Genomic DNA, 23,712 nt, shown 5'->3' on the forward strand with positions numbered 1-23,712 from the left:
GGCGACGATCATAGTCGTCTCTCTGACGATAAGCACAGGCCTTGCGCACGGGCGGACCTGCGGCCGGTGCCCCGCCCGCCCGGCACGGTTCGCGCACGGGCGGACGGCGGGCCACCGGGGCGATCCCACCGATGCGGTGTCACCGGCGCCGGGTCCTCAACGGGCGAGTTGCAGGTCCGCGGAGGCCTCCTCCACCATCGCGACGCCGATCCGGCTCACCCGGACCGAGAAGGGCTCGCCCGCCACCCGCAGGCCGGTCAGTTCCAGTTCGCCGAGCGGCGCGGTGCTGGCCGGGCGGACCAGGACCCGGCCGCCCGGTACGTCGGGCCGGACCCCGGCGAGGGCGAACACCGCGTGCGCGGCACCGGCGGCGGAGACCGCCGCCGGGCGGCAGGCGGCCGGGTGCGGCACGGGCGGGCAGCCGGAGGTGCGCTGCTCCCCCGCGTACATCTCCGGCAGCCGTCCCTCGAAGTGGGCGGCCGCGGCAAGCAGGCCCTCCAGCAGGGTGCCGGCCTCGTTCTCGTGACCGGCCTCGGCCAGTCCGGCGATCGCCAAGGCGGTCTCGTGGACCCGCACCGCGCCGCCGCGGTGGCCCAGCGGGTTGAAGCGCGGGGACTTGGCGCTGAGGGTGCGCAGGCCCCAGCCGCTGTCCAGTTCCGGCGCGACCAGGCGCTGGGCGAGCAGCCGGGTCTGCTCGCGGTCCAGCAGGCTCTCGTGCCGGCCGCCGTCGGCGGCGAGCCCGGTGTCCAGCAGGTGCACCAGCGAGGAGGCGACGGCGGGCAGCGCCTGGCCGCCCGGGGCCAGCCCGGCGGCCGGGCGGCCGCCGGAGAGGTCGTCGATCCAGAACCGTTCGCGGAAGCGCCCGCGCAGTTCGGCGGCCCAGCTGCGCCAGTCCGCGGCCCCTGGGCGGCCGAAGGCCTCCAGCAGCTCGGCACCGTGCAGGGCCGCGCGGTGGGCCTGCGCCTGGACCTCGGCACGGGCGGCGACCGGATGGGCCGAGCGCTCCTCGACGGGGCGGCTCAGGTCGGTGACGAAGCCGTCGACCAGGCCCTCGTGCAGGGCGGCCAGGGCCCGCTCGGCGGCCGGGAGCAGTTCGGCGACCTCCGCCCGGGGCAGGCCCCAGCGCCAGGACTCGGCCAGCACGGTGACGAACAGCAGGGTGGCCTCGGTGGCGGTGCAGGTGGGCGGCAGCTCCGGGCCGCCGTGCCGCAGGGCCCCCGGCAGCAGTCCCCCGGTGCGGCCCGGGGCCGGGGCGAGCTGCTGACGGCGGGCCAGTGCCCGGAGGGTGCCGGCGGCCAGCCGGGTGCCGAGCGGCAGGGTCAGCCGCGCGGCCCAGAGCGCGTCGGCCGGGGCGAGGCCGAAGCGCCAGGGCGCGCCGGAGGCCGGGTAGAGGTCGGTCGGGCGGTCCGGGTCGGCGAACAGCAGCCCGCCGAGGGCGTCCAGGGAGCGGGAGACCAGCGGGGCGGCACGCGAGTCGTCGCTGCGCACCTCCGGCTCGGACCAGGGCAGCGGGACGCCGGTGCCGCGTCCGCCGGGCGGGCGCGGGCCGGCGGCGGCGCTCTCCAGCTCGGTGCGCAGTTCGACCGACCAGCGCGCTCCGGGCTGGACCTCCAGGTCCCAGCGGAGCACCCCGGCGCCGGCCAGGACGGCGTGCGGGGAGGGCTTGGCGCTGACCACCGCGCTGTGCAGGGGGCCCGTCCAGCGCAGCCCGGCGGACTGCACCTGGCCCGGCAGGTCGGCCGGACGGTGCCCGGCGGCGATCTCGGCGACGGGGCCGAGGTCCGTGCCGACGGCGATCTCCAGCGGCAGCCGGGCGGGCCGGGCGCCGGTGTTGCGCACGACGATGGTCTCCACGCCGTCCGCGTGGCGCAGCCGCTCGACGGTGAGCGCCGGGTCCGGGTCGAGGTCTCCGGGGAGGCGGACGGCGCCGAGGAAGCGGGCCTGGGCGGTGCTGGTCAGGGCGCCCTGGAGCGGCAGCGGCTCCATGCCGCCCAGCCGCAGCTCCATCCGGGCGAGGGCCCGGACGCCGTTGCGGTAGAAGCCGTGCAGGCCGTGGCCGCGCAGCTGGCCGTCGGGGCCGGAGGCGGCCATCGCCGGGGCGTTGACGCAGATCACCGCGTGGTGGACGGCGGGGGGCTGCGGGCGTGGCGGGGCCGCGGGCCGGCCGGGGCCGGCGGGTGCGCCCGCGGGCGTGGCCGGCGGGACCGGGTCGGGACGCCCGACCGGTCTCGGCGCGCCGACCACGCTCTCGGCCGGCATGGCCTGTGGTGGCCTCATGGCGGTCACCGGACTCTCCTCCCCTGGGCGGTCCGGTGGCCGGGTCTGACCGGTGGGCCGCGAGCATGCTCGATCGTGTGCTGATGGTGCCAGGCCGGCGGGGTTGCCCGTCGGCGGGTGTGCCGTGTCTGGCCGTACCCGGTGGCGGGTCGTGCCATGCGGTACCCGGCACCCGGCCGGTACCGGCGCGCCGTGCCTCGGCCTCCGGCCCGGCACCGCGCCCGGCCCACCGTCAGGTCCGGTGCCCCGGCATGCCGGTGACGTCCTTCCCGCGCGGGCCCTGCCGGCCGGGCCGACCGGGCCCCGGTGGCGGCCGGGCTCCGGCGCCGTACGTGTCCGACGGCCGCTGCCCGGGGCGGGCGGGTCCCGCGCCGCCGGACGGACGGTCCGCCCGGGGCGGGCGCCGATCGGGCTCCGTCCGGGCGCAGGGCCCCCGGGGTGAACGCCGCGCACCGCCGCCAGGTCACGCCCCGGTGCGGCCGCCACCGGGTGGGCGCTGCTTCGCGGGGTGGTCCCGAGGGGTCCGCCGGAGGTTCTCCGGGGCCTCGCCTCGGGCCCGTCGCCGCCTGCGGCCCGGGTCCGGCCCCGGGCTCACCGGGCTGTCACCGGTGCGGCTCGGGCCCGGTGCCGGCCGGCTCCGCCGCCCGATCCGGTGGACGGGGACAATCGAACCGGCGCTCGACCGCCGCCAGGATACGGTGCGGGGGTCGCGGCCCCCGCACCCGGTGACCCCGTGAACCGCGACGCCATCGCTGTGACCAGCAGACACCGAGGAGTTGCATGTCCACCGTCAGCCGGCTGCCCGGGATTGTCACGACCGACCACGTCTTCCAGGTGCCCCTCGACCACGCGGCTTCGCAGGGCGAGCAGATCGAGGTGTACGCCCGCGAGGTGGTGGCCGTCGGCCGCGAGCGGGACGACCTGCCCTGGCTGCTCTTCCTCCAGGGCGGGCCCGGCGGCAAGGCCGCCCGCCCGCTCGGCCGGGACTCCTGGCTGGAGCGCGCCCTGGACGACTACCGGGTGCTCCTGCTCGACCAGCGCGGCACCGGGCGCTCCACTCCGGCGACCCGGCAGACCCTCGCCCGGCGCGGCGGCCCGCAGCAGCAGGCCGACTACCTGGCCCACTTCCGCGCGGACTCGATCGTCCGGGACGCCGAACTGATCCGCACCCGGCTGCTCGGTGCCGACCACCGCTGGAGCGTGCTCGGACAGAGCTTCGGCGGCTTCTGCACCCTCACCTACCTCTCCATCGCTCCCGAGGGCCTGACCGAGGCCTTCGTCACCGGCGGCCTGGCGGGCCTGGGCAGCTCGGCCGACGACGTCTACCGCGCCGCCTACCCGCGCGTGGTCCGCAAGAACGAGGACCACTACGCCCGGTTCCCGCAGGACGTGGAGGCGGTGCGGCGGATCGCCTCCCACCTCGCGGACGCCCCCGCGGCCCTGCCGGACGGCGGGCTGCTCACCGTCGAGGCGTTCCAGGCCCTCGGGCTGCTGCTCGGCGGCGGCAGCGGCTCCGGCGTCCTGCACTACCTCCTGGAGGAGGCCTGGGTCGAGGGGACGGCCGGGCCCGAGCTCTCCGACACCTTCCTGGCCGGTGCCCAGGCCCAGCTCTCCTTCGCGGGCGGACCGCTGTACGCGGTGCTGCACGAGTCGATCTACGGCCAGCGGTCGGTGGACCAGGGCGGCACCGCCTGGTCCGCCGAGCGGCTGCGCAAGGAGTTCCCGCAGTTCGACGCCCGGGCCGCGCTGGAGTCGGACGCGCCGGTGCTGTTCACCGGGGAGATGATCTACCCCTGGATGTTCGACACCGACCCGGCGCTGCGCCCGCTGAAGGAGACCGCGGACCTGCTCGCCGCCCGCACCGACTGGCCCGACCTGTACGACCGGGCGCGGCTCGCCGCGAACAGCGTGCCGGTCGTGGCGGCCGTCTACCACGACGACATGTACGTGGACACCGCCGACTCGCTGGAGACCGCCCGCGCGGTGCGCGGGCTGCGGACCTGGGTCACCAACGAGTGGGAGCACGACGGCCTGCGGGCGAGCGGCGGCAAGGTGCTGGACCGTCTGATCAAGATGGCGCACGGCGAGGTGTAGCGGCCGACGGGCCGGTGCGGCGGCGAACAGGTCAGCGGGCACGGCTGCCTCCCTTCGCCGCCCGCCGGACGCCACGGCATCGGTGCAGGCCGGTCCCGGCGCGGGCGGCGGCGGGCACGCACACCGCCGCCCGCCCCAGCCGCAGGCTCCGGGCGGGCCGCTCCCCGGTGACCCCCGCGCTCCCGGGCGCCGCGGCCCGCCCGCGAAGCGGCAGCAGGGCGGCCGACCCGCGAGTGCTCCCGTCCGGCGCCGGGCCCCCGGAGCCGCCCGGGGCGGGCTCGGCCGGGGCCGGAGCAGACACCGCGGAACCCTTGCGACGGCCGCCCCGGCGGCGCCTGCGGCCTCCCGCGGCCCGGTCGGACCGCTGCCCCGCGACCTCGTCCGCCGGGGCGGCGGGTGCCTGCGCCGCCGGGGCTGCCGGGGCGGCGGGCGGTCGCGGGTCGCCGCCCGCTTCGCCATCCGGGTCCGGGTCCGGCGTGCGCTGCTCGCGCCGCCGCCGCTGGGCCTCCACGGCGGCCATCAGCGCGTCGGGCGTCATGCCGTCGTTGAGCGACTCGTAGAGCAGCTCCGCCAGCAGGTAGCCCGGGGTGAGCCGCAGGACGTGACCGAGCACGACGCGGGCCGTCGCGGTGTCCCCGGCGACCCAGGAGGACCAGGCGAGCAGGGTGAGCGGCGCCACCGCGCAGCCCTCGTACGGGGGGACGGCACGGCGGGCGAGGAAGCGCCAGAGCCGCTCGGCGGGAGCCAGCTCGTCGGGCCGGACGTACTCGACGCCGCGGTCCCGGACCGTCCGGTCCCGCAGGACGAACAGCAGCCGGGCCGTCCGGTCCGCGTCGAGCTCCCGCGCCCCGGCCGCGAACTCGGCGACGGCCTGGTCGAGCAGCCCGATGCCCTGGGCCTGCGAGAGGGCGTCCGCGCCCGGCTCGGCCCGGGCGAGCGCCTCGCACTGCGCGGCGGCCTCCGGCGGGCCGACCGGGACCAGCCCGCCGATGATCGCCTTCCGGCTGCCGCGCGGCACCAGGCCGGCGACCGTCGCGGCGGCGGCCGCCGGGCCCGGACCGGGGCCGCGCCGCACCGGATTGCCCGCCGGATCGCAGCACCCGGTGCCCCGGCAGAGGAAGGACCACCAGCGGCCGCCCGAGACGCACAGCGACTCCTTGACCGCGACCCCCCGCCGCCCGAAGGCCGCCCGGAGGTCGTCCGCCAGCGGCTTCAGGCCGTCCACCACCGGCGGCGCGTGGGCCGTGCCGGGATCCTGGCAGAGGTAGACGAGCACCTGGAGCGGCGTGGCGCCGTGCCGCTCGGAGAGGGCGACCAGCAGGGCGGCCGTCTCCTCCGCGGCGGCCGGCCACTGCGCGGGCGAGCCCGGCAGGTCCGCCCGGATCACCCCGCCCTGGTGCAGGTCGGGGCCCTGGAGGCCCACCGCGACGATGCTGTCGTCGGGGTAGAACCCCAGGAAGTAGGGAAGCAGCTCGGCCATGTCGGCCGGACCGCGCATGACGACCGGCCGGTGCTCGAAGGCCGGGCCGAGGGACAGAATGACGTGTTCGTTGTTCATCGCGTTCATGGCCGCAAGAGTGGACGGAATCCGCGAACCGCACCGGAACCGACTTTTTTCTGTGGATAACTCCGGCTCCGAATTTCCCTTCACTCAATCGGAGCAAGCGACACTCACTCCGCAGAGTGGATTTTGACTGCCGTTCAGCGGATCAGCGGATGAAATACACCCCGCCGTGCGCTGCGGCGCCCCCTCGGCATTCGCCCCTTGTCGGCGGCACGGGGTTACATGGACGCCATGCAGCAGCCCGACATCCACACCACCGCCACCGCCACCGACCGCGCCGAGGTCCGGGCGCGGGCCGAGGCCGTCCTGCGCGAGCTCGCCGGCCCCGGCGCCGCCCTGCGCGAGGACCAGTGGACAGCCATCGAGGCCCTCGTGGTCGACCACCGCCGTGCCCTGGTCGTCCAGCGCACCGGCTGGGGGAAGTCCGCGGTCTACTTCATCGCCACCGCCCTCCTCCGGGCCCGCGGCTCCGGCCCGACGGTGATCGTCTCGCCGCTGCTCGCCCTGATGCGCAACCAGGTCGAGTCGGCGGCCAGGGCCGGCATCCAGGCCCGCACCATCAACTCCGCCAACACCGACGAGTGGGACGACATCCAGGCGGAGGTCGCCGCCGGGAAGGTCGACATCCTGCTGGTCAGCCCCGAGCGGCTGAACAACCCGGACTTCCGGGACCAGGTACTGCCCAAGCTCGCCGCCTCCACCGGCCTGCTGGTGGTCGACGAGGCCCACTGCATCTCGGACTGGGGGCACGACTTCCGCCCCGACTACCGACGGCTGCGCACCATGCTCGCGGACCTGCCGCCCGGCGTCCCCGTGCTGGCCACCACCGCCACCGCCAACGCCCGCGTCACCGCGGACGTCGCCGAGCAACTCGGCACCGGCACCGCCGACGAGCGCGCCCTGGTGCTGCGCGGGCCGCTCGACCGGGAGAGCCTCACCCTGGGCGTGCTGGCCCTGCCCGACCCCGCGCACCGGCTCGCCTGGCTCGCCGACCACCTCGACCGGCTCCCCGGCTCGGGCATCGTCTACACCCTGACGGTCGCCGCGGCCGAGGAGGTGACGGCCTTCCTGCGCGAGCGCGGCTTCCCGGTGGCCTCCTACTCCGGCCGCACCGAGGACGCCGAGCGCCGCACCGCCGAGGCCGACCTGCTGGCCAACCGGGTCAAGGCACTGGTCGCCACCTCCGCGCTCGGCATGGGCTTCGACAAGCCGGACCTCGGCTTCGTGGTGCACCTCGGCTCGCCCGGCTCGCCGATCGCCTACTACCAGCAGGTCGGCCGGGCCGGGCGCGGCGTGGACCGGGCCGAGGTGCTGCTGCTCCCCGGCCGCGAGGACGAGGCGATCTGGCGCTACTTCGCCTCGCTGGCCTTCCCGCCGGAGGAGCAGGTGCGCCGCACCATCGACGCACTGGCCGAGGCCGGGCGCCCGCTCTCCACCGCCGCCCTGGAGCCCCGGGTGGACCTGCGCCGGGCCCGGCTGGAGACCATGCTCAAGGTGCTCGACGTGGACGGCGCCGTCCGCCGGGTCAAGGGCGGCTGGACGGCCACCGGGCAGAGCTGGGAATACGACACCGCCCGCTACGCCAAGGTCGCCGCCTCCCGGGAGGCGGAACAGCGGGCGATGCGCGAGTATGCGGCGGCCACCGGCTGTCGGATGGAGTTCCTGCGCCGGCAGCTGGACGACGAGCAGGCCGCGCCGTGCGGGCGGTGCGACAACTGCGCGGGGCCGCTGCACACCCCGGACGTCTCCGCCGAGGCGCTGGCCGCCGCCCGGGCCGCGCTCGGCCGACCGGGCGTGAGCTTCGAGCCGCGCCGGCTCTGGCCGACCGGGATGGACGCGCTCGGGGTGCCGCTCAAGGGCCGGATCCCCGCCGGCGAGCAGGCCGAGACCGGTCGGGCGCTGGGCCGGCTGTCCGACATCGGCTGGGGCAACCGGCTCCGCGCGCTGCTCGCCGACCAGGCTCCGGACGTGCCGGTGCCCGGCGAGGCGGTGGACGCACTGGTGGCGGTGCTCGCCGACTGGGCCCGTGGGCCGGGCGGCTGGGCCGGGCCCGCAACGACCGAGGGCGCCCGGCTGGACCGGCCGGTCGGCGTGGTGAGCATGGCCTCCTCGGGCCGGCCCCAGCTGGTCGGCAGCCTCGGCGCGCGGATCGCCGAGATCGGGCGGCTGCCGCTGCTCGGGCGGATCGAGTACGCCGGCGGGCTGCCGCCGCACGGGGCCCGCAGCAACAGCGCCCAGCGGCTGCACTCGCTGGCCGGGGCACTGGTCCTGCCTCCCGAGGTGGAGCAGGCCGTGGCGACCGCCGGCGGCCCCGTACTGCTGGTGGACGACCTCGTCGACTCGGGCTGGACGGTCACCGTGGCCGCCCGGCTGCTGCGTCGGGCCGGAGCGAGCGCGGTGCTGCCGCTGGTGCTGGCCGTGCAGGGGTGACGGGACGGCGGCGCAACGCCGCCGAAGGAGCGGAGGGGAGTATCGGCCTTCACTCGAATGGCCTAACAGAAAGGATCAAGCCAAGCGATTTCGATCACACCGGTCAGCCCGCCCGAGAAAGGAGTGGTCACCGTGCCGACGACGGCCCACGTCATGCTTCGGACGTTGTGGATCAAGGCCTGGCGCCATCCCGGCGGCGCGCGGGCGACCGTGGAACATATCCGGCAGACCATGGACTATCGGATGGCGTTCATCATTTCATCGTTGCCGCCCTGCCCCCGATGCCCCGAGAATTGGGAGGTACCCGAAACTCGGTCCGCCGGACCCGCTCCTCGGCGTACCCATGGCTCCGCGTACTCGCGGGCCAGGAAGGAGGATCGTGATCAACGGCATCGACCGAGGTCAGAATCCCCTCTCCGGGAGTTCGACGCCCAGACGGGTGCTGGACCAGGAGACCTGGGCCGCCTCGGGGATCCCGTTGCTGCGCGACCCCCGCGAGTTCGTCCTGGAGCTGCACCAGCGCCACCTGCCCCAGCCGGGCACGGTCGTGGTCGCCGTCCTGGACGCGCTCCACCACCTGGCCGCCTCGGCCTCGTTCACCCCCTGGCCGCACGACAGCGACGGCTGGCAGCACCGGAACGCCCTGCTGGCGAACCTGCGCCGGATCGTCCCGCACGACCTGCGACTGCCCGAGCCGACCCGTACGGCCGTGCTGCTGCGCTGCCGCGACGGCGCGCCCGGCTGGACGGAGCAGGACGGCGCCTGGATGTGGGCGCTGCGGGACGCGGCCATGCTGCACGGGCTGCGCTGCGGTGCGTACATCGGGCTCACCCCGGCGGGCTGGCAGATCCTCGGGGACGGGCGGAACGGGCGCAAGCCGCACGCGGGTTCATGGGCGGACGGGCCGGTGCACACCGTGACGGAGCTGCCGCCGCGCTCGGCCCTGGAGGCCCCGCGCGGCCGGCGCACCGGCCTGGAGCCGGCCGACCAGCCCGAGCAGGGCGCCGGTGCGCAGCGCTCCGCGCAGTCCGACCCCCCGTGGATCCCGGCGCGGGTCGCGGCGGCCGAGCCGACCCGCCGCACCGGCACCCGCTGAGGCCGCCTGACCCGCCGGACGGCCGGGCTGCCGGACCCGCCGGACGCACCGCCTACACGCCCGCACGAGGCCGGCTCCGGGACGGTTCCGGGACGGCGGCCGACCGTCCGTCCATCCGACAGCCGCAGAACGGAATGCGGGCCCGGTGCGCACGGCACCGGGCCCGGAAACGGGAAAACGGGAAACGGGAACGAGCTGCGATCAGGCCCTGGCCCGGCGCCCCGCTGCGGCTCCGGCCGCCTCCGGGGCGGACGGGCCCGCGTCACCGCAGACCACCAGCAGGGCGGTCGCGCGGCCGAGCGCCTCGGTGTACGCCTCGGCGGCCCGGGCGGGCGTCCCGCCGTTGACGACCAGGACGACCGCCTCGCGGCGGACCGGACGGTTCAGCGCGGCGTCCGCGTAGAACACGTCCCCGCCGTCGGCGAGCTGCGCCCAGTAGCGCTCCTCGCCGAAGGACAGCTCGTGCTGCTGCCAGGGGTGCGCCTCACCGACCGTCAGCACCAGGATCTCGCCCGGGCTGCGGCCGGAGTCCAGCAGCAGGTCGACCGCGTCGTCGGCGCGCTCCACCGCCTGGACCGGGGTGGCGGCGATCCGCCGGATCTCCACCTGCGGTGTGACGGGGGCCGGGCGGCGCGGCGCCGGACCGGGCTTGGGGACCGACCGCGGCGGACCGGGCCGGGCGGCGCGCGGCGGGACCGGCTGCGGGGGCGCCGGGCGGGGGCCGGGCACCGCAGCCGGGGCCGCGACGGTGGTGGTGGGTGCGGGCGTGGGCGCGCTGCCGGTGGCAGGCGTGCGAAGGGCTTGTGCGTCCGACTCGCGGGGGAAGGGAACGCCGGGGCCCGGGAGGCTCTCGTGAATCTCCGACTCCTCGGGGAAGACAGGCATACCCGGATATCTATCAAATGCCGGTCGAACGCGCACGGGCGCCCCACCCATTGGGCACCGGACACCTGCCGCCCCCACTCGGGGCAATTCCAGACGGACCGTCAGAAACCGAGTGTCAACTGTTCGTCGGCGGATCCCTGGCTCCCGCCCGCGCCCTCCCGAACGCGCTTGAGATGGCGCCACTTCGGCAGTCCGTCCATGTACGCCCAGGAGAGCCGGTGGTGCTCCGTGGGGCCGAGTTCCTCCAGCGCTGCGCGGTGCACCGGGGACGGGTACCCGGCGTTGGCCGCGAAGCCGTACTCCGGGCACCCCTCGCCCAGTTCGGCCATCAGGCCGTCGCGGTGGACCTTGGCGAGCACCGAGGCGGCGGCGACGCAGACGCAGGACTGGTCACCCTTGATCACCGTCCGCACCCGCCAGGGGCCGCCGAGGTAGTCGTGCTTGCCGTCCAGGATCACCGCGTCGGGCTCGACCGGCAGCGCCTCCAGGGCGCGGACGGCGGCCAGGCGCAGCGCCGCCGTCATGCCGAGTTCGTCGCACTCCTGCGGCGAGGCCTGGCCGAGGGCGTACGCGGTGACCCAGTCGGCGAGGACCGGGGCGAGCGCCTGGCGGCGCAGTTCGGTGAGCAGCTTGGAGTCGGTCAGCCCCTCGGGCGCCTTGCGCAGACCGGTGACGGCGGCACCCACGGTGACCGGTCCGGCCCAGGCGCCGCGCCCGACCTCGTCCAGGCCGACGACGATCCTGGCGCCGGCCCGGCGGAGCGAGCGTTCGACGGAGTGCGTCGGCGGGACGATGGGCATGGCGGCTTCCGTTCAGCTGGGGCAGCCTCCAGCCTAAGCCCGCCCTACGGCGGCCGGATCCGCCCCTACCCCGGCCCCATGCCCCGACCCGCACCCCACCCCGCCCCGCCAGCCGTACCGGCGCCCGGCCTCAGGGCTCGGGTCTCGGGTCTCGGGTCTCGGGTCTCGGGCCTCAAGGCTCCGGGCTCAGGCGCGGATCATCGGTTGCAGCACCTCGTCCACCAGCCTGGCGGCGAAGTCCGGTCCCATGTCCTGGAAGCCGCGGATCTTGGCCTGGTAGAGCAGCATCGCCGGGATGACGTCGGCCACGAGCGGGGTGGCCGCGCCGGGGCGCACGTCGCCGCGTTCGGCGCCGCGGCGGAGGATCTCCAGGATGGTCGCCGTGGTCGGCTGGATGACCCGGTCCTCGATGAAGCCCTTGAAGGCCTCGGCCCGCTCCTGGTCGATCTCGGCCATCAGCGCGTGGAGGGCGGCACCCACCCGGGAGGCCACCGCAGCCGTGAACGCCTCGATGAGCCGGAGGAGTTCGTCTCGCGCGGACCCGAGGTCGGGGGTGTCGTAAGGGCGTGGAAGAGTGGCGTCCAGGGCGTCGATGACGAGTTCGTCCTTGGACGCCCAGCGCCGGTAGAGCGCGGCCTTCCCGGTCCGTGCCGCGCCGGCGACCCCTTCCATGGTCAGCCGCGCGTATCCGCCGGAGGTGAGCTGGTCGAGCGTGGCCGCGAAGATCGCGTCCTCCAGTTCCTTCCCCCGGCGCCGCCCCGGCCGCGTCAGGGCCTGGTGCGCGGCCCGCACGGGACAGAGGGCCGCCTCCGGCCCCACCTCGACCCCCGAGACTCCCGAGATCCCCGAGACTCCCGAGACTCCCGAGAGGCCCGCGAGACCCGGGACACTCGGGACGCCCGACCCGCCCGGGACACCACAGATCCCCGCCCCGGCCGAGCCTGCCGAGCCTGCCGGGGCGCCCTGCGAGGCCGCCGGCGAGGCCGACCCGCCCGCGGACCTGCCCGACGACCGACCGGACCGGTCCGCCACCAGGCGCCGCACCAACCGCTCCACCGCCACCATCCTTAAGGAACGCTTGCGTTCACAATCAAGCCCAGGATATCGTCCCGATTAGTGAACGATCCCGTTCCTTCTCGGTCTGCGCAAGGGCGCATCGCCACACCCGGACACCGACGGTCCGCCGGGTCCACAGCACCGAGCACATAGCCAGCAGGGGGCACATTCGTGGCTATCTCCGACACGCTCAGCAAGAACTCACCACCGCAGGCCGGAAAGGGCGGGGGCAAGGGCATCACCCTGGCCGTCATCGCGGCCACCCAGCTCATGGTGGTGCTCGACGCGACCATCGTGAACATCGCGCTGCCGCACATCAGGGACGCGCTGAACTTCTCGACCACCGACCTGTCCTGGGTCATCAACGCCTACACGCTGACCTTCGGCGGGCTGCTGCTGCTCGGCGGTCGCGCGGGTGACATCCTCGGCCGCCGCCGGGTGTTCATCTTCGGCACCCTGCTGTTCGGCCTGGCCTCGCTGCTCGGCGGTTTCGCCCAGGACAGCGGCCTGCTGCTGGCCGCCCGCGCGCTCCAGGGCATCGGCGGGGCGATCTGCTCGCCGACGGCCTTCGCCCTGATCGCCACCAACTTCGAGGAGGGGCCGGAGCGCAACAAGGCGTTCGGCGTGTTCTCGGCGGTGGCCGGATCGGGCGCCGCGATCGGCCTGCTGGCCGGCGGTCTGCTCACCGAGTACCTGAACTGGCGCTGGGTGTTCTTCGTCAACGTGCCGATCGCGATCCTGATCGCGATCGCCGCGCCGCGCTACATCGCCGAGTCCGAGCGCCACCCGGGCCGCTTCGACCTGCCCGGAGCCTTCGCCTCGACGCTCGGCCTGGTCGGCCTCGTCTACGGGTTCATCCGGGCGGCCTCGGACGGCTGGTCCGACAGCCTCACGCTCGGCTCCTTCGCGGTCGGCGCGATCCTGCTGGCCGCCTTCCTCGTGATCGAGAACCGCACCGACCAGCCGATCACCCCGATGCACCTGTTCGCCAACCGCAACCGAACCGGCGGCCTGGTGATGATGCTCTGCCTGGCCGCGGCCATGTTCGGCATCTTCTTCTACGTGGTGCTGTTCGTGCAGGGTCCGCTCGGCTACAGCCCGCTGATGGCGGGGGTGTCCTTCCTTCCGATCAGCGTCTCGATCATCATCGCCGCGCAGGTCGCGTCCACCCTCCAGGCCAAGTACGGCCCGAAGCCGTTCATGGCGGGCGGCGCGCTGCTGGTCACCATCGGTCTCAGCTGGCTGACCCAGATGGGCAAGGACAGCGGCTACGTGGACGGGGTGCTCGGCCCCACGGTGGTGTTCGGCTTCGGCATGGGCCTGATCTTCGTCCCGGTCATGCTGCTCTCCGTCGCGGGCGTCCCGGGCGAGGAGACCGGTGCCGCCTCCGGCCTGCTCAACTCGATGCAGCAGATCGGCGGTTCGCTCGGCCTGTCGATCCTGACCACGGTCTTCGCGCACTACGCCACGGCCGAGGCGGCCACGCAGCTGCCGAAGTTCATGGAGAGCGCGAGCCCGGACCAGCTGGCCTACCTCCAGCAGCACCACGAGTTCCCGCCCGGCACGGACGCCGCCAACACCGTGCTCACCCAGGGCATTTCGCACGGCTTCATCGTGGGTGCCGCGCTCGCGGCGGTCGCCCTGGTGGTCTCGGTCTTCGTGATCAAGGCCAAGGCGAGCGACCTGCCGAGCGGCGACTCCGGCGCCGTCGCGATGCACTGAGACACCGCCACGACACCAAGGGCCGGCGGGAGCAGCACGCTCCCGGCCGGCCCTTCCGCTCTCTCCGTCCTGTCCCGCCCCACTTCCCGAGGGGGCGGCCTACCGGACCCCGAACCCCGGCCCCACCCGGTCGCAGGACCTGCGGCCGATCAGCGCCGAGTCCACCGGCGGCCGTTCCGCGAGGATCTCCCGGGCCCGGGCGACCGAGGCGCCGGTCGCGTACCAGGGCTTCGACTCCCCGGCGAGGTCCCGCCCGATCAGCTGCAGCGCGCAGCTCCGCTGCGGTTCGGGGAGCCGGTCCAGGGCGGGCACCGCGTCGGCCGAGAGCAGGCGGACGTTGCGCAGGTCGATGGTCGCGGTGTGCGGGTCCGTCCGCAGGGACTGCTCGTACCGGTCGACGTTCTGGCGGGCGACGATCGCGTCCGGGCCCATCAGCCCGTACACCGCGACCGTGAGCACTCCGCTGAGGACGACGACGCGCGGCAGCCAGCCGGTGCGGCCGGTCAGCCCGGCGGTGATCAGCAGCAGGAAGACGACGCCCAGCCAGATCTCGGCCACGAGCACCCCGAGCCGCAACGAGGTGAGCCCGGAGGCGTCCACGTAGAACCACATCCGGCCGAGCGCCGAGGCGACCACCGTCAGCGCGAGCACGCAGAGCAGCCCGAGCAGGATCCGCGCCACCCGGCGGTCGGCGGCGGTGCTGCGCGGCGCCCAGCACTTGGCGACGGCCACCACGACGAGGGTCAGCGCGGTGATCACGCTCAGCTGCCAGAAGCCCTGGCGGGCGTACGCGGAGCGGCTCATCCCGGTGTTGCTCAGTACGGCGTCGGCACCGCCGAGCACCACCGCGGCCTGGATCACCGCGAAGACGCCGAACATCAGGTCGAGCGCGACGAGTGGCAGCGCCCACTCCAGTCGGCGCCGCTCCCGGCCCGGCCGGATCACCGTCCGGTCCCAGCGGCGCGGGCCGGCCGCGATGTGCGCGAAGCCGAGCGCGGTGAACGTCCCCAGCGCGAAGAGCAGTCCGCGCGCCGGGAGCTGGTCGAGGTCGAGGTGCGGGGTGAGGCCGTCCAGCAGGTCCGCCATGCCGGCATCGGCCCCGGCGAACAGCAGGCCGAAGACGGTCAGCAGGACGGCGGCGACCGCGAGGGCCTTGAGCACCGGGACGATCCGGTCGCGTTCGACCGGTGAGCGCCCCTCCATGCTGGTCCACGCCCACCCGGTCGCGGGCACCAGGTGCCAGAGCAGGCCGGGCAGGGCGAACAGCACGCCCGCCCAGCGGCGTCCGCCGTGCAGGGCCAGCGAGGCCAGGCCGAGCGCGCAGGCGACGGCGAGCAGGGTGGGCCGGCCGGCGTCCCACAGGGTCGGCACGGCGAGCAGGGCGAGGGCGAGCAGGCTCCAGGCGGCCGTCCAGGGCCGGATCCGGCGGGAGGCCGCACGGGCAGCGAAGCCGGCTCCGACGGCGGTGGCGGCCCCGCAGATCAGCAGGTTGGCCCCCATGCCGTCGTACAGCAGCCAGGCCGTCAGCAGACCGGCGAGCAGGGCGAACAGGACGACCCGGGGCGTGGCGCCCGCCCGGCGTTCGGGGTCGCTGGGGCGCAGCCAGCCCCCGGCGTCCGACACGGGCACGCCGGACTGCCAGGGGCGCCGGCCGTCGTCGGGCGGGGCGGATGAGACCGGCGAACCGTGCGAAAGGTACGGATCGAACCGCGCGTACGGATCGGCCGACTCGGCCGGACTGACCTCACCGGCCGGACTGACCTCACCGGCCGGTCCGGTCGAACCGGCCAGGCCTGACGGGTCGGACGCGACGGACGGACCGGCCTGGCCTGACGGGTCGGACGGATCGGACTGGGCAGGCGTGGGCAGGCCTGGCATGAGTCCCCCTCAGTGGTCGACGGGCACGCGGAAGCCGCCCTCGGGGCAGTCCGCCGACGGGCGCGCTGGGCGCTGCCGTCATCGCCGACTGTAGACCATTCTGAACAAGTTCAAAAGTTGCTTCTGAACATGTTCAGAACCTCCTGGCCATGGCAGACTTCCCCGCCGTCCCCCCGCCGGCTACCCCTTCACCGATCCCGCCAGCAGCCCACGGACGAAGTACCGCTGCAGGCTGAAGAAGACGATCAGCGGCACGATGATCGACAGGAACGCCCCGGCCGTCAGCAACTCCCAGCGCCCGCCGAGGGAGCCCGACAACTGCGCCAGCCGGACCGTCATCGGCGCCACCTCCGGCGTGCCGCCCGCGAAGGTCAGCGCGACCAGCAGGTCGTTCCAGACCCACAGGAACTGGAAGATCGCGAACGAGGCCAGCGCCGGCGCGCTCAGCGGCAGCACGATCGAGCGGAAGATCTTGAAGTGCGAGGCGCCGTCGACCACCGCGGCCTCCATCAGGTCACGCGGCAGCTGGGCGATGAAGTTGTGCAGCAGGAACACCGCGAGCGGCATCGCGAACATGGTGTGCGCCAGCCAGACCGGCAGGTAGCTGCCCTTCAGGTCGACCGCCGGGACCAGCGTCAGCGCGCCGAGGTGCGCGCCGCCGGAGAACAGCCGCAGCAGCGGGATCAGGGCCATCTGGAGCGGCACCACCTGCAGCGCGAACACCGTGAAGAACACCGCGTCGCTGCCCCGGAACCGCACCCAGGCCAGCGCGTAGGCCGCCATCGCGGCGAGCACCAGCGGGAAGACGGTCGCCGGGACGCTGATCGCCAGCGAGTTCACCAGGAACGGCAGGAGGCCGGTGGAGGCACCGGAGCCGCCTTCGAACAGCACCGAGTGGTAGTTGCCGAGGCCGAGGTCCGGGTGGAGGAAGGCGTCCCACCAGCCGCTGGAGGTCACATCCTGCTTGGGCCGCAGCGAGGTCACCAGCAGGCCGAGCGTCGGGATCGTCCACAGCACCGTCGTCGCGATCACGAACACCGAGGCCAGCGGGCTGCTGAAGGCCTTCCGGGTCGGACCGGCAGGGGCGGCGGCCTTCCGCACCGACGTCTCCCGCACCGAGGTCTTCCGCGCCGACGTCTTCCGGACCGACGTCTCCCGCGACGAGGTCTTCCGCGACGGGGTCACCGCACCTCACGCTCCTTCCGCAGCTGGACGATGTTGTAGGCCACCAGCGGCAGCACCGCGAGGAAGAGGATCACCGCGAGGGCGCTGCCCCGGCCGGTGTCGAACTGCACGAAGGACTGCGAGTACATCTCGTTGGCCAGGACCTGGGTGCCGAAGTTGCCGCCGGTCATGGTGCGGACGATGTCGAAGGCCTTGAGCGTGATGATCATGACGGTGGTGAGCACCACCATCACGGTGGTGCGGATCATCGGCACGGTGACGTACCAGAACAGCCGGACCCCGGCCGCGCCGTCCAGCCGGGCAGCCTCCACCACCTCGTCCGGAATCGCCTTGATCGCCGCCGACAGCACCACCATCGCGAAGCCGGTCTGCACCCAGACCAGCACCGCCATCAGCAGGAAGGTGTTCAACGGCTGGGAGAGCATCCAGTTCGGCGGGTCGTCCCAGCCCACCGCGACGGCGAGCCGACTGAGCAGGCCGATCTGCGGCTGCCCGGGCCCCCGCGACTCGTAGACGAACTTGAAGATGATCGAGGCGCCGACCAGCGAGATCGCCATCGGCATGAAGATCAGCGACTTGTACACCGACTGGCCGCGCATCCGGTCCACCAGCAGCGCCAGCACCAGCCCGAGCCCGGTCGCCACCAGCGGCGCGACCACCAGCCACAAGAGGGTGTTGAGCAGGACCTTCTGCACCGAGTCGGAGGTCAGGGCCCAGCCGAAGTTCTCGCCGCCGACGAACCGGCTGCCGTCGTCGCTCTGCAGGCTCAGGTAGACCGTGCGGACCAGCGGTACCACCAGGCCGACGCCCAGCAGCAGCACCGCCGGGCCGAGGAACACGGCGACCGCCAGCGGGCGGGCCAGCCGGCCCCGGGACCGCCCGGCGATCGTGAAGACCACCAGGAGGATGCCGAGGAAGCCGGCGACGGCGCCGAAGGTGTTGGAGAACTTGACCCACGCGTCGCCCCAGGAGCCGGCCGCCAGCCTCTCGGCGGCCAGCACTGCGGCGGATGACGGTGATCCGGATACGGGCATGGCCGCGCGTCCCTTCTGCTGTGGTGGGAAGGGGGCGGGCGGTGCGGGTGGGTGGCCCCGCACCGCCCTCGACAGGTGGTCCCGGTCACGTGCCGGCCCGGGCCGGCACGTCAGCCGCGGTGACCGCGGTGACTGCGGTGACTGCGGTGGCCGCGGTGGCCGCGGTGGCCGCGGTGACTGCGATGGCCGCGGCCGTCGGATCGACCGCCACGACGGCCACGACGGCCACGGCTACTGCGGCCAGGCCGCGTCGATGTCGGCGGCGGTCTTCTGGATCGACTGCCCCTCCGCGAACCAGGCGGTCAGCGACTTCCACTCCTGCCCGGAACCGACCGCGGCCGGCATCAGGTCGGAGCCGTCGAAGCGGAAGGTGGCCGCCGGGTCGGTCAGCGCCTCGGCGGACAGCTTGTCGATCGGGTCGGTGTACAGGCTCTTGTCCACGCCCTGGTTGGCCGAGACCCAGCCGGTCGCGGTCTTCACCCGGCTGCTCGCCCAGTCGGAGCTGGACAGGTAGTTCTGCACCGCCTGCACCTCGGGCCGGTCGGCGAAGGCGGCCAGGAACTCGCCGCCGCCCTCGACCGGGTTGGCGACGGACGGGTTCACGGCGGGCAGGTGGAACGCGAAGACGTCCCCGTCCGGGCCGACCTTGGTGCCCTTGGGCCACTGCGCCTCGTAGAACGAAGCCTGCTGGAGCATGAGGCACTTGCCGCCGAGGATCGGCGTGCCCGCGTCCTGGAAGGTGGTGGTGGCGATCGACTTCACGTCGCCGAAGCCCGCGTTGACCCAGGCCGGGTTCTGCATCCAGTCGGCGACCGTCTTCATCGCCGTGGTGATCTTCGGGTCCGAGAACTTCACCTGGTGGCCGACCCACTGGTCGTACACCTCGCCGCCGTACGAGCCCAGCACCACCTCCTCCAGCCAGTCGGTGGCCGGCCAGCCGGTGGCCGTGCCGGAGGCGATGCCGCCGCACCACGGCTTGGGGCCGCCCGCCTTGGCCGCCCGGTCACTGAGCGCCATCAGGTCCGCCCAGGTCTTCGGCTCCTGGTAGCCGGCCGCCTTGAAGGCCTTCGGCGAGTACCAGACCAGCGACTTCATGTTGGCGCTCATCGGGGCCGCGTAGAAGGTGCCGTTCACCGATCCGTACGTCTTCCAGATCGGGCTCCACTTGTCCTGGTTGGCGACGGTCTGGGCGGGCGGCTTCGCCACCTTGCCGCTCTTCACCATCTGCGCGAGCAGGCCCGGCTGCGGGATGATCGCGAAGTCGGGCGCGTTGCCGCCGGCCACCCGGACCGGCAGCTGCGACTCGAAGTCGTTCGACCCCTCGTAGCTGACCTTGATCCCGGTGCACTTGGAGAACTCGGCCCAGGACTTCTCCAGGTTGTCCGACTCCGGGCTCAGGATCGACGCGAACATCGTCACGGTCGTACCCGAATGGCCCGCGTACGGCTGGTACTTGGCGCAGTCACCGGACAGCGACTGGGCCGCACCGCCCCCGCCGCCGCCCGAACCGCCGGAGCTGTTGGAGCAGGCCGCGGTCAGCGCCAGCACCGCGACGAGGGCGGGCACGGCGGCCAGACGACGGCGGTGACTCGGTTTCGGCACGGTCGGATTGAGGGTCAATGCGGTTCTCCTCGCCAGGGCATGCTGCCGATGGGTGGGCTGAACGACATTGCGCTGTACCGGAGATGGGCCTACAGAGATCGCGAGCGGGCGGCGGCCGGACTGATCGAAGACGTTAACGCAGCCGCCGCCCGCCGCCAAGGTCCACGTTCGACCTTCACCGTCCGGTGTCCCGACCGTGACCCGCGACCAGGCGTTCTCCGGACCGCAGCCACCAGAAGTCGAAGGCCCCGCCCGGAAACCCGGACGGGGCCCTTGCCATGACGGTACGTCAGGACAGTCGTGCGTGAGGACAGCCGTACATCAGGACAGCCGTGCGTCAGGACAGCCGTGCGTCAGAACAGTCGGACCGGCAGCTCCCGCAGACTGTTCACCACCAGCGACCCGCTCGGCCGCAGCTCGGCGTCCGGCACCGCCGGCGACAGCCCGGGGAACCGCTCGAACAGCGCCGGCAGCGCGACGCCCGCCTCCAGCCGGGCCAGCGGCGTGCCCGGGCAGACGTGCGGGCCGTGGCCGAAGGACAGGTGGCGGGTCGGGTCCCGGGTGATGTCGAACAGCTCCGCCGTCACCCCGTGCTGCGACGGGTCGCGGCCGATCGCGTTGTACGAGACCAGCACGGGCTCGCCCGCCGGGATCACCACGTCGCCGACCGGGATGTCGGCAGCAGTGAACCGGAACAGGAAGTTGCTGGTCGGCGGCGTCCAGCGGAGCGACTCCTCTACCACCGCGTCCCAGGACACCCGGCCCGAGCGCACCAGCTCCAGCTGGTCCGGGTGCGCCAGCAGCGCCCGCACCGCGTTGGTGATCAGGTTCACCGTCGTCTCGTGGCCGGCCGCGATGATCACCCGCAAGGTGGCCGCCGCCTCGGCGTCGGTCAGCGCCCCGCCGTCGGTGTCCGCCGCCAGCAGCGCGCTCGCCAGGTCCTCACCCGGGGCCGAACGGCGCTGCGCCACCAGCTCGTTGACGAAGGCGTTCAGCCCGGCGACGGTCGCCTGGATGCCCGCCGGATCCGGCTTGATGCCGAAGAACCGCTCGTACAGGTCGCGCAGGACGCCGTGGTCCGACTCCGGCACGCCCAGCAGCGAGCAGATCACCGTCATCGGCAGCGGAAAGGCGAAGGCCGTCTTGAGGTCCACCTCCGCCTCACCCGCCGCGGCCAGGGAGTCCAGCAGGACGCGGGTGATCTCCTCGACGCGCGGACGCATCAGCTCCACCCGGCGCGGGGTGAAGGCCTGCGCGACCAGGGCCCGCAGCCGGCGGTGCTCGGCGCCGTCCGTGGTCACCATGCTCGGGCCGGGCACCGCCAGGCCGATCAACGGCCAGGTCCTCGGTACGTCGCCGCGCTGGTAGGCCGCCCAGTGCGCGGCGTCCTTCACCAACCGGGCGTCCGTCAGCAGCTCGCGGGCCGCCGCGTGCCGGGTCACCGCCCAGGCGGCCACGCCACCGGGCAGCTCGACCGGCACCACCGGGCCGGCGGCCCGCAGCAGGGCGCCCTCGGCCGCGTTGTCACGGGCCAGCGGGTCGAGGACGATCGGGGCCGGGGCAGCGGTCATCGCAACTCTCTTTCGGTTCTCTTTCGGACGGCAGGTGCCGGGCGCCGGACGGACGACGGGCGCCGGACAGCGCGCGGCGGGCGCGGCAGGCGCCGCGCCGGCTCAGGCCGGGTACCCCGGCGTGAACGAGACCGGCAGCGCCACCAGCCCGCGCACCCAGGCCGACGGCCGCCACACCAGCGCGTGCTCGGCCACCGCCAGCCGCAGGTCCGGCAGCCGGTCCAGCAGCACCTCGATCGCCGTGGTGGCGATCACCTCGGCGCTCTCCTGGGCCGGGAACGGGCAGCCGTGCTCGCCGTACGAGTAGCTCATGTGCGCCCGGTTGCCCTCGGCCGGGCGGCCGTCGGCCTGCCGGACCGCCGGGTCCGCGTTGGCCCCGGCGAAGCCCAGCAAGACCAGGTCGCCCGCGCCGATCCGCTGACCGCCCAACTGGGTGTCCCGGACCGCCCAACGGCCGGCGAAGATCTGCGTCGGGGTGTCCTCCCAGAGCGCCTCGTTGAGCGCCTGGCTGATGCTGCGCCGGCCGCCCGCCAGCGAGGCCGCGAACCGCTCGTCGGTCAGCATCAGCCGCAGCGCGTTGGAGATCCAGTACGAGGACGGCTGGTGTCCGGCGATCAGCAGCACCCGCAGGTCGCGCATCACCTCGTCGTGGGTCAGCCCGGCCGGGTGCGCCAGCATCCGCGAGGCCACGTCGGCGCCCGGGTGCTCGGCCTTCTCCTCCACCAGGGCGTGCATCAGCCCCAGCAGCCGCTGGGCACCGGCCGGCGCGTCCGGGCCGCCGTCCAGCATGGCCAGCAGCGCCGCGATCAGCTGCGGCGCCTGCTCCTCGTCCAGGCCCAGCACCCGGCACAGCACCAGCAGCGGCATCCGGTGCGCGTACTCGGCCACCAGGTCCGCCTCGCCGCGCCCCGCGAACTCGTCGATCAGCCCGTCGGCGATCTCCTCGGCGTGCTTGCGCAGTTCGTACGCGTCGATCCCGGCCAGCGCGTCGGTGACCGCACGCGAACGCCGTACGTGCTCCTCGCCCTCGGCGTACAGGATCGAGGGGACGGGCGCCATCATCGGCTTCAACGGCCAGTCGGCGGGCAGCGTCTCCCAGGCGTGCCAGCGGCTGGAGTCACGGCCGAACAACTGCGGCTGACCGGTCACCAACTGGAGCTCGCGGTAGCCGATGACCAGCCAGGCGGGGACGCCGCCGGCCAGTTCGACCGGGGCGACCGGGCCGTGCGCGGCGCGCAGCTCGCGGTAGAGCTGGCCCGGGTCGGTCTGGAAGCGCGGCCCGTACAGCGGCGTGGCGCCGGCGTGCGCCGGGCAGCCCGGCGGCGGGGTGGCGGCGGGCTCGGTCACGGGGTGCTCTCCTCGTACATCGCGGTGGGGGCCGCTGCCGGGGCGGCCTGGTCGAAGCCCGTCGGCTCCGCCTCGTCGAGGCCTGTCGACGCGGGCTCGTCGAAGCCCGGGTCGGCGCCCGAGCCGACGTCCGCGGCGGAGCCCGCGTCGAAGCCCGTCAGCTCCGCCTCGTCGGCTCCGGCCAGCGCCGCCAGGTGCCGGACCAGGCGGATCAGCACCCGCTTGCCGGACTCCCGGTCCCGCGCGTCGCAGTCCACCAGCGGCACCTCGGCCGGCAGGTCCAGCGCCTCCCGGACCTGCTCCAGGGTGTGGGTCGGCTCGCCGAAGTTGTTGCGGGCCACGATGAACGGGGTGCCGTGGTGCTCCAACCGGTCGATCGCGTACCAGGACTCCTCCAGCCGACCGGTGTCGACCAAGACGACCGCGCCCAGGGCGCCGCTGAACAGCCGGTCCCAGAGGAACCAGAAGCGCTCCTGCCCGGGCGCGCCGAACAGGTACAGCACCTGGCGCTCGGAGAGGGTGATCCGGCCGAAGTCGAAGGCGACCGTGGTGGAGCGCTTGCCCCAGGCACCGGCCGGGTCGACGCCCTCCCCCGCCCGGGTCATCACCTCCTCGGTGTTCAGCGGGCGGATCTCGCTGACCGAGCCGACCAGGGTGGTCTTGCCCACCCCGAAGCCGCCGACCACCACGATCTTCAGTGCGTTGTCGGCGGTCGCCCGCAGCGGGGTGCGCGGGGCGGCGGGCCGGGCGTCAGAGCCGTTGGAGGCCATGCAGCACCTGCTTCAGCGTGTCGAGGTCGGGCAGCCGGGCCTTGTTCGGCGCGAACCGGGGGTGCCGGGCGGTGACCGCCCCGGACTCCAGCAGGTCGCCGAGCAGGATCTTCACCACCGAGATGGGCAGTGCCAGCTCCGCCGCCACCTCCACGACGGCGGTCGGGGCCTCGCACATCCGCAGGATCCGGGCGTGCTCCGACTGCATCCCCGGCGCCGGCTGCCGCTCGGCGACGATCAGGGTGACCAGGTCGAAGGCGTTCTCCGGGGCCCGGCTGCGGCCCCTGGTGATGGTGTAGAGGCGGTCCGGGTCGTCGTCCCGGCCCTTCAGCGCCCGCCCGTCGGTCATATCCCCGCGCCCTCCTGGACCGTGGCACTCCCGCCCGGCGCCTCGACCGCCG

General features: G+C 74.3%; 18 protein-coding genes. 4 read left to right on the forward strand and 14 right to left on the reverse strand.

The features are described from left to right. Positions 1–156: 156 nt before the first annotated feature. Complete coding sequence (locus ACFQ6N_RS16735; RefSeq protein ID WP_380649821.1) at positions 157–2,277, reverse strand: glycogen debranching N-terminal domain-containing protein; 2,121 nt, start codon at positions 2,275–2,277, stop codon at positions 157–159. A gap of 780 nt (positions 2,278–3,057) precedes the next feature. Here ACFQ6N_RS16735 and ACFQ6N_RS16740 point away from each other — a divergent pair. Continuing rightward, positions 3,058–4,371 (forward strand): alpha/beta fold hydrolase, encoded by a 1,314-nt coding sequence (locus tag ACFQ6N_RS16740; protein ID WP_380649748.1) that lies wholly within the window; start codon positions 3,058–3,060, stop codon positions 4,369–4,371. Between the two features lie 31 nt (positions 4,372–4,402). Here ACFQ6N_RS16740 and ACFQ6N_RS16745 read toward each other — a convergent pair whose 3' ends face one another. Then, entirely contained in the window at positions 4,403–5,938 is a 1,536-nt protein-coding gene (locus tag ACFQ6N_RS16745) for a DUF4192 domain-containing protein (RefSeq protein ID WP_380649750.1), read from the reverse strand. A 228-nt stretch (positions 5,939–6,166) separates the two neighbouring features. Between ACFQ6N_RS16745 and ACFQ6N_RS16750 the strand changes: the two genes are divergently transcribed. Next, positions 6,167–8,365, forward strand: coding sequence for a RecQ family ATP-dependent DNA helicase (locus ACFQ6N_RS16750; RefSeq protein ID WP_380649751.1), 2,199 nt, complete (start codon positions 6,167–6,169; stop codon positions 8,363–8,365). Positions 8,366–8,756: 391 nt separating this feature from the next. After that, positions 8,757–9,461, forward strand: coding sequence for a hypothetical protein (locus tag ACFQ6N_RS16755; protein WP_380649822.1), 705 nt, complete (start codon positions 8,757–8,759; stop codon positions 9,459–9,461). 201 nt (positions 9,462–9,662) lie between these two features. Here ACFQ6N_RS16755 and ACFQ6N_RS16760 read toward each other — a convergent pair whose 3' ends face one another. The 3 genes from ACFQ6N_RS16760 to ACFQ6N_RS16770 all read right to left on the reverse strand — a co-directional run bounded on the left by ACFQ6N_RS16760 (position 9,663) and on the right by ACFQ6N_RS16770 (position 11,938). Beyond that, positions 9,663–10,346, reverse strand: coding sequence for a hypothetical protein (locus ACFQ6N_RS16760; protein ID WP_380649752.1), 684 nt, complete (start codon positions 10,344–10,346; stop codon positions 9,663–9,665). A 101-nt stretch (positions 10,347–10,447) separates the two neighbouring features. Beyond that, positions 10,448–11,146 carry a ribonuclease HII gene (locus tag ACFQ6N_RS16765; RefSeq protein ID WP_380649753.1) on the reverse strand — a complete coding sequence of 233 codons (699 nt, stop codon included), beginning with the start codon at positions 11,144–11,146 and terminating at the stop codon, positions 10,448–10,450. Between the two features lie 186 nt (positions 11,147–11,332). Then, positions 11,333–11,938 carry a TetR/AcrR family transcriptional regulator gene (locus tag ACFQ6N_RS16770; RefSeq protein ID WP_380649754.1) on the reverse strand — a complete coding sequence of 202 codons (606 nt, stop codon included), beginning with the start codon at positions 11,936–11,938 and terminating at the stop codon, positions 11,333–11,335. Positions 11,939–12,373: 435 nt separating this feature from the next. Between ACFQ6N_RS16770 and ACFQ6N_RS16775 the strand changes: the two genes are divergently transcribed. Continuing rightward, a complete protein-coding gene (locus ACFQ6N_RS16775) occupies positions 12,374–13,924 on the forward strand; it encodes an MFS transporter (RefSeq protein ID WP_380649756.1) in 1,551 nt (516 codons plus the stop codon). A gap of 99 nt (positions 13,925–14,023) precedes the next feature. Here the strand turns inward: ACFQ6N_RS16775 and ACFQ6N_RS16780 are convergent, their stop codons facing one another. From ACFQ6N_RS16780 to ACFQ6N_RS16820, 9 genes are all read right to left on the reverse strand, one after another. After that, positions 14,024–15,553, reverse strand: a complete 1,530-nt coding sequence (locus ACFQ6N_RS16780) for a DUF4153 domain-containing protein (protein WP_380649757.1) — start codon at positions 15,551–15,553, stop codon at positions 14,024–14,026. A gap of 429 nt (positions 15,554–15,982) precedes the next feature. Further along, on the reverse strand, positions 15,983–16,987 hold the full coding sequence (locus ACFQ6N_RS16785) for an ABC transporter permease subunit (RefSeq protein WP_380649758.1): 1,005 nt from the start codon (positions 16,985–16,987) through the stop codon (positions 15,983–15,985). Further along, a complete protein-coding gene (locus ACFQ6N_RS16790) occupies positions 16,984–18,021 on the reverse strand; it encodes a carbohydrate ABC transporter permease (protein WP_380649759.1) in 1,038 nt (345 codons plus the stop codon). The genes ACFQ6N_RS16785 and ACFQ6N_RS16790 overlap by 4 nt, the downstream gene beginning before the upstream one ends. Positions 18,022–18,106: 85 nt before the next feature. After that, positions 18,107–18,250 carry a hypothetical protein gene (locus ACFQ6N_RS16795; protein ID WP_380649760.1) on the reverse strand — a complete coding sequence of 48 codons (144 nt, stop codon included), beginning with the start codon at positions 18,248–18,250 and terminating at the stop codon, positions 18,107–18,109. Positions 18,251–18,252: 2 nt separating this feature from the next. Next, entirely contained in the window at positions 18,253–19,623 is a 1,371-nt protein-coding gene (locus ACFQ6N_RS16800; RefSeq protein ID WP_380649761.1) for an ABC transporter substrate-binding protein, read from the reverse strand. A 353-nt stretch (positions 19,624–19,976) separates the two neighbouring features. Continuing rightward, complete coding sequence (locus ACFQ6N_RS16805; RefSeq protein WP_380649762.1) at positions 19,977–21,194, reverse strand: cytochrome P450; 1,218 nt, start codon at positions 21,192–21,194, stop codon at positions 19,977–19,979. A gap of 102 nt (positions 21,195–21,296) precedes the next feature. Then, complete coding sequence (locus tag ACFQ6N_RS16810; protein WP_380649763.1) at positions 21,297–22,541, reverse strand: cytochrome P450; 1,245 nt, start codon at positions 22,539–22,541, stop codon at positions 21,297–21,299. Then, the gene (locus ACFQ6N_RS16815; protein ID WP_380649764.1) at positions 22,538–23,311 is read right to left on the reverse strand and encodes an ATP/GTP-binding protein; all 774 of its coding nucleotides are present in this window, start codon (positions 23,309–23,311) and stop codon (positions 22,538–22,540) included. Before ACFQ6N_RS16815 ends, ACFQ6N_RS16810 begins: the two co-directional genes overlap by 4 nt. Beyond that, positions 23,292–23,660, reverse strand: a complete 369-nt coding sequence (locus ACFQ6N_RS16820; RefSeq protein WP_380649765.1) for a DUF742 domain-containing protein — start codon at positions 23,658–23,660, stop codon at positions 23,292–23,294. The genes ACFQ6N_RS16815 and ACFQ6N_RS16820 overlap by 20 nt, the downstream gene beginning before the upstream one ends. Positions 23,661–23,712 lie beyond the last annotated feature (52 nt).

This window comes from Kitasatospora sp. NPDC056446 (assembly GCF_042796115.1).
GTDB lineage: Bacteria > Actinomycetota > Actinomycetes > Streptomycetales > Streptomycetaceae > Kitasatospora.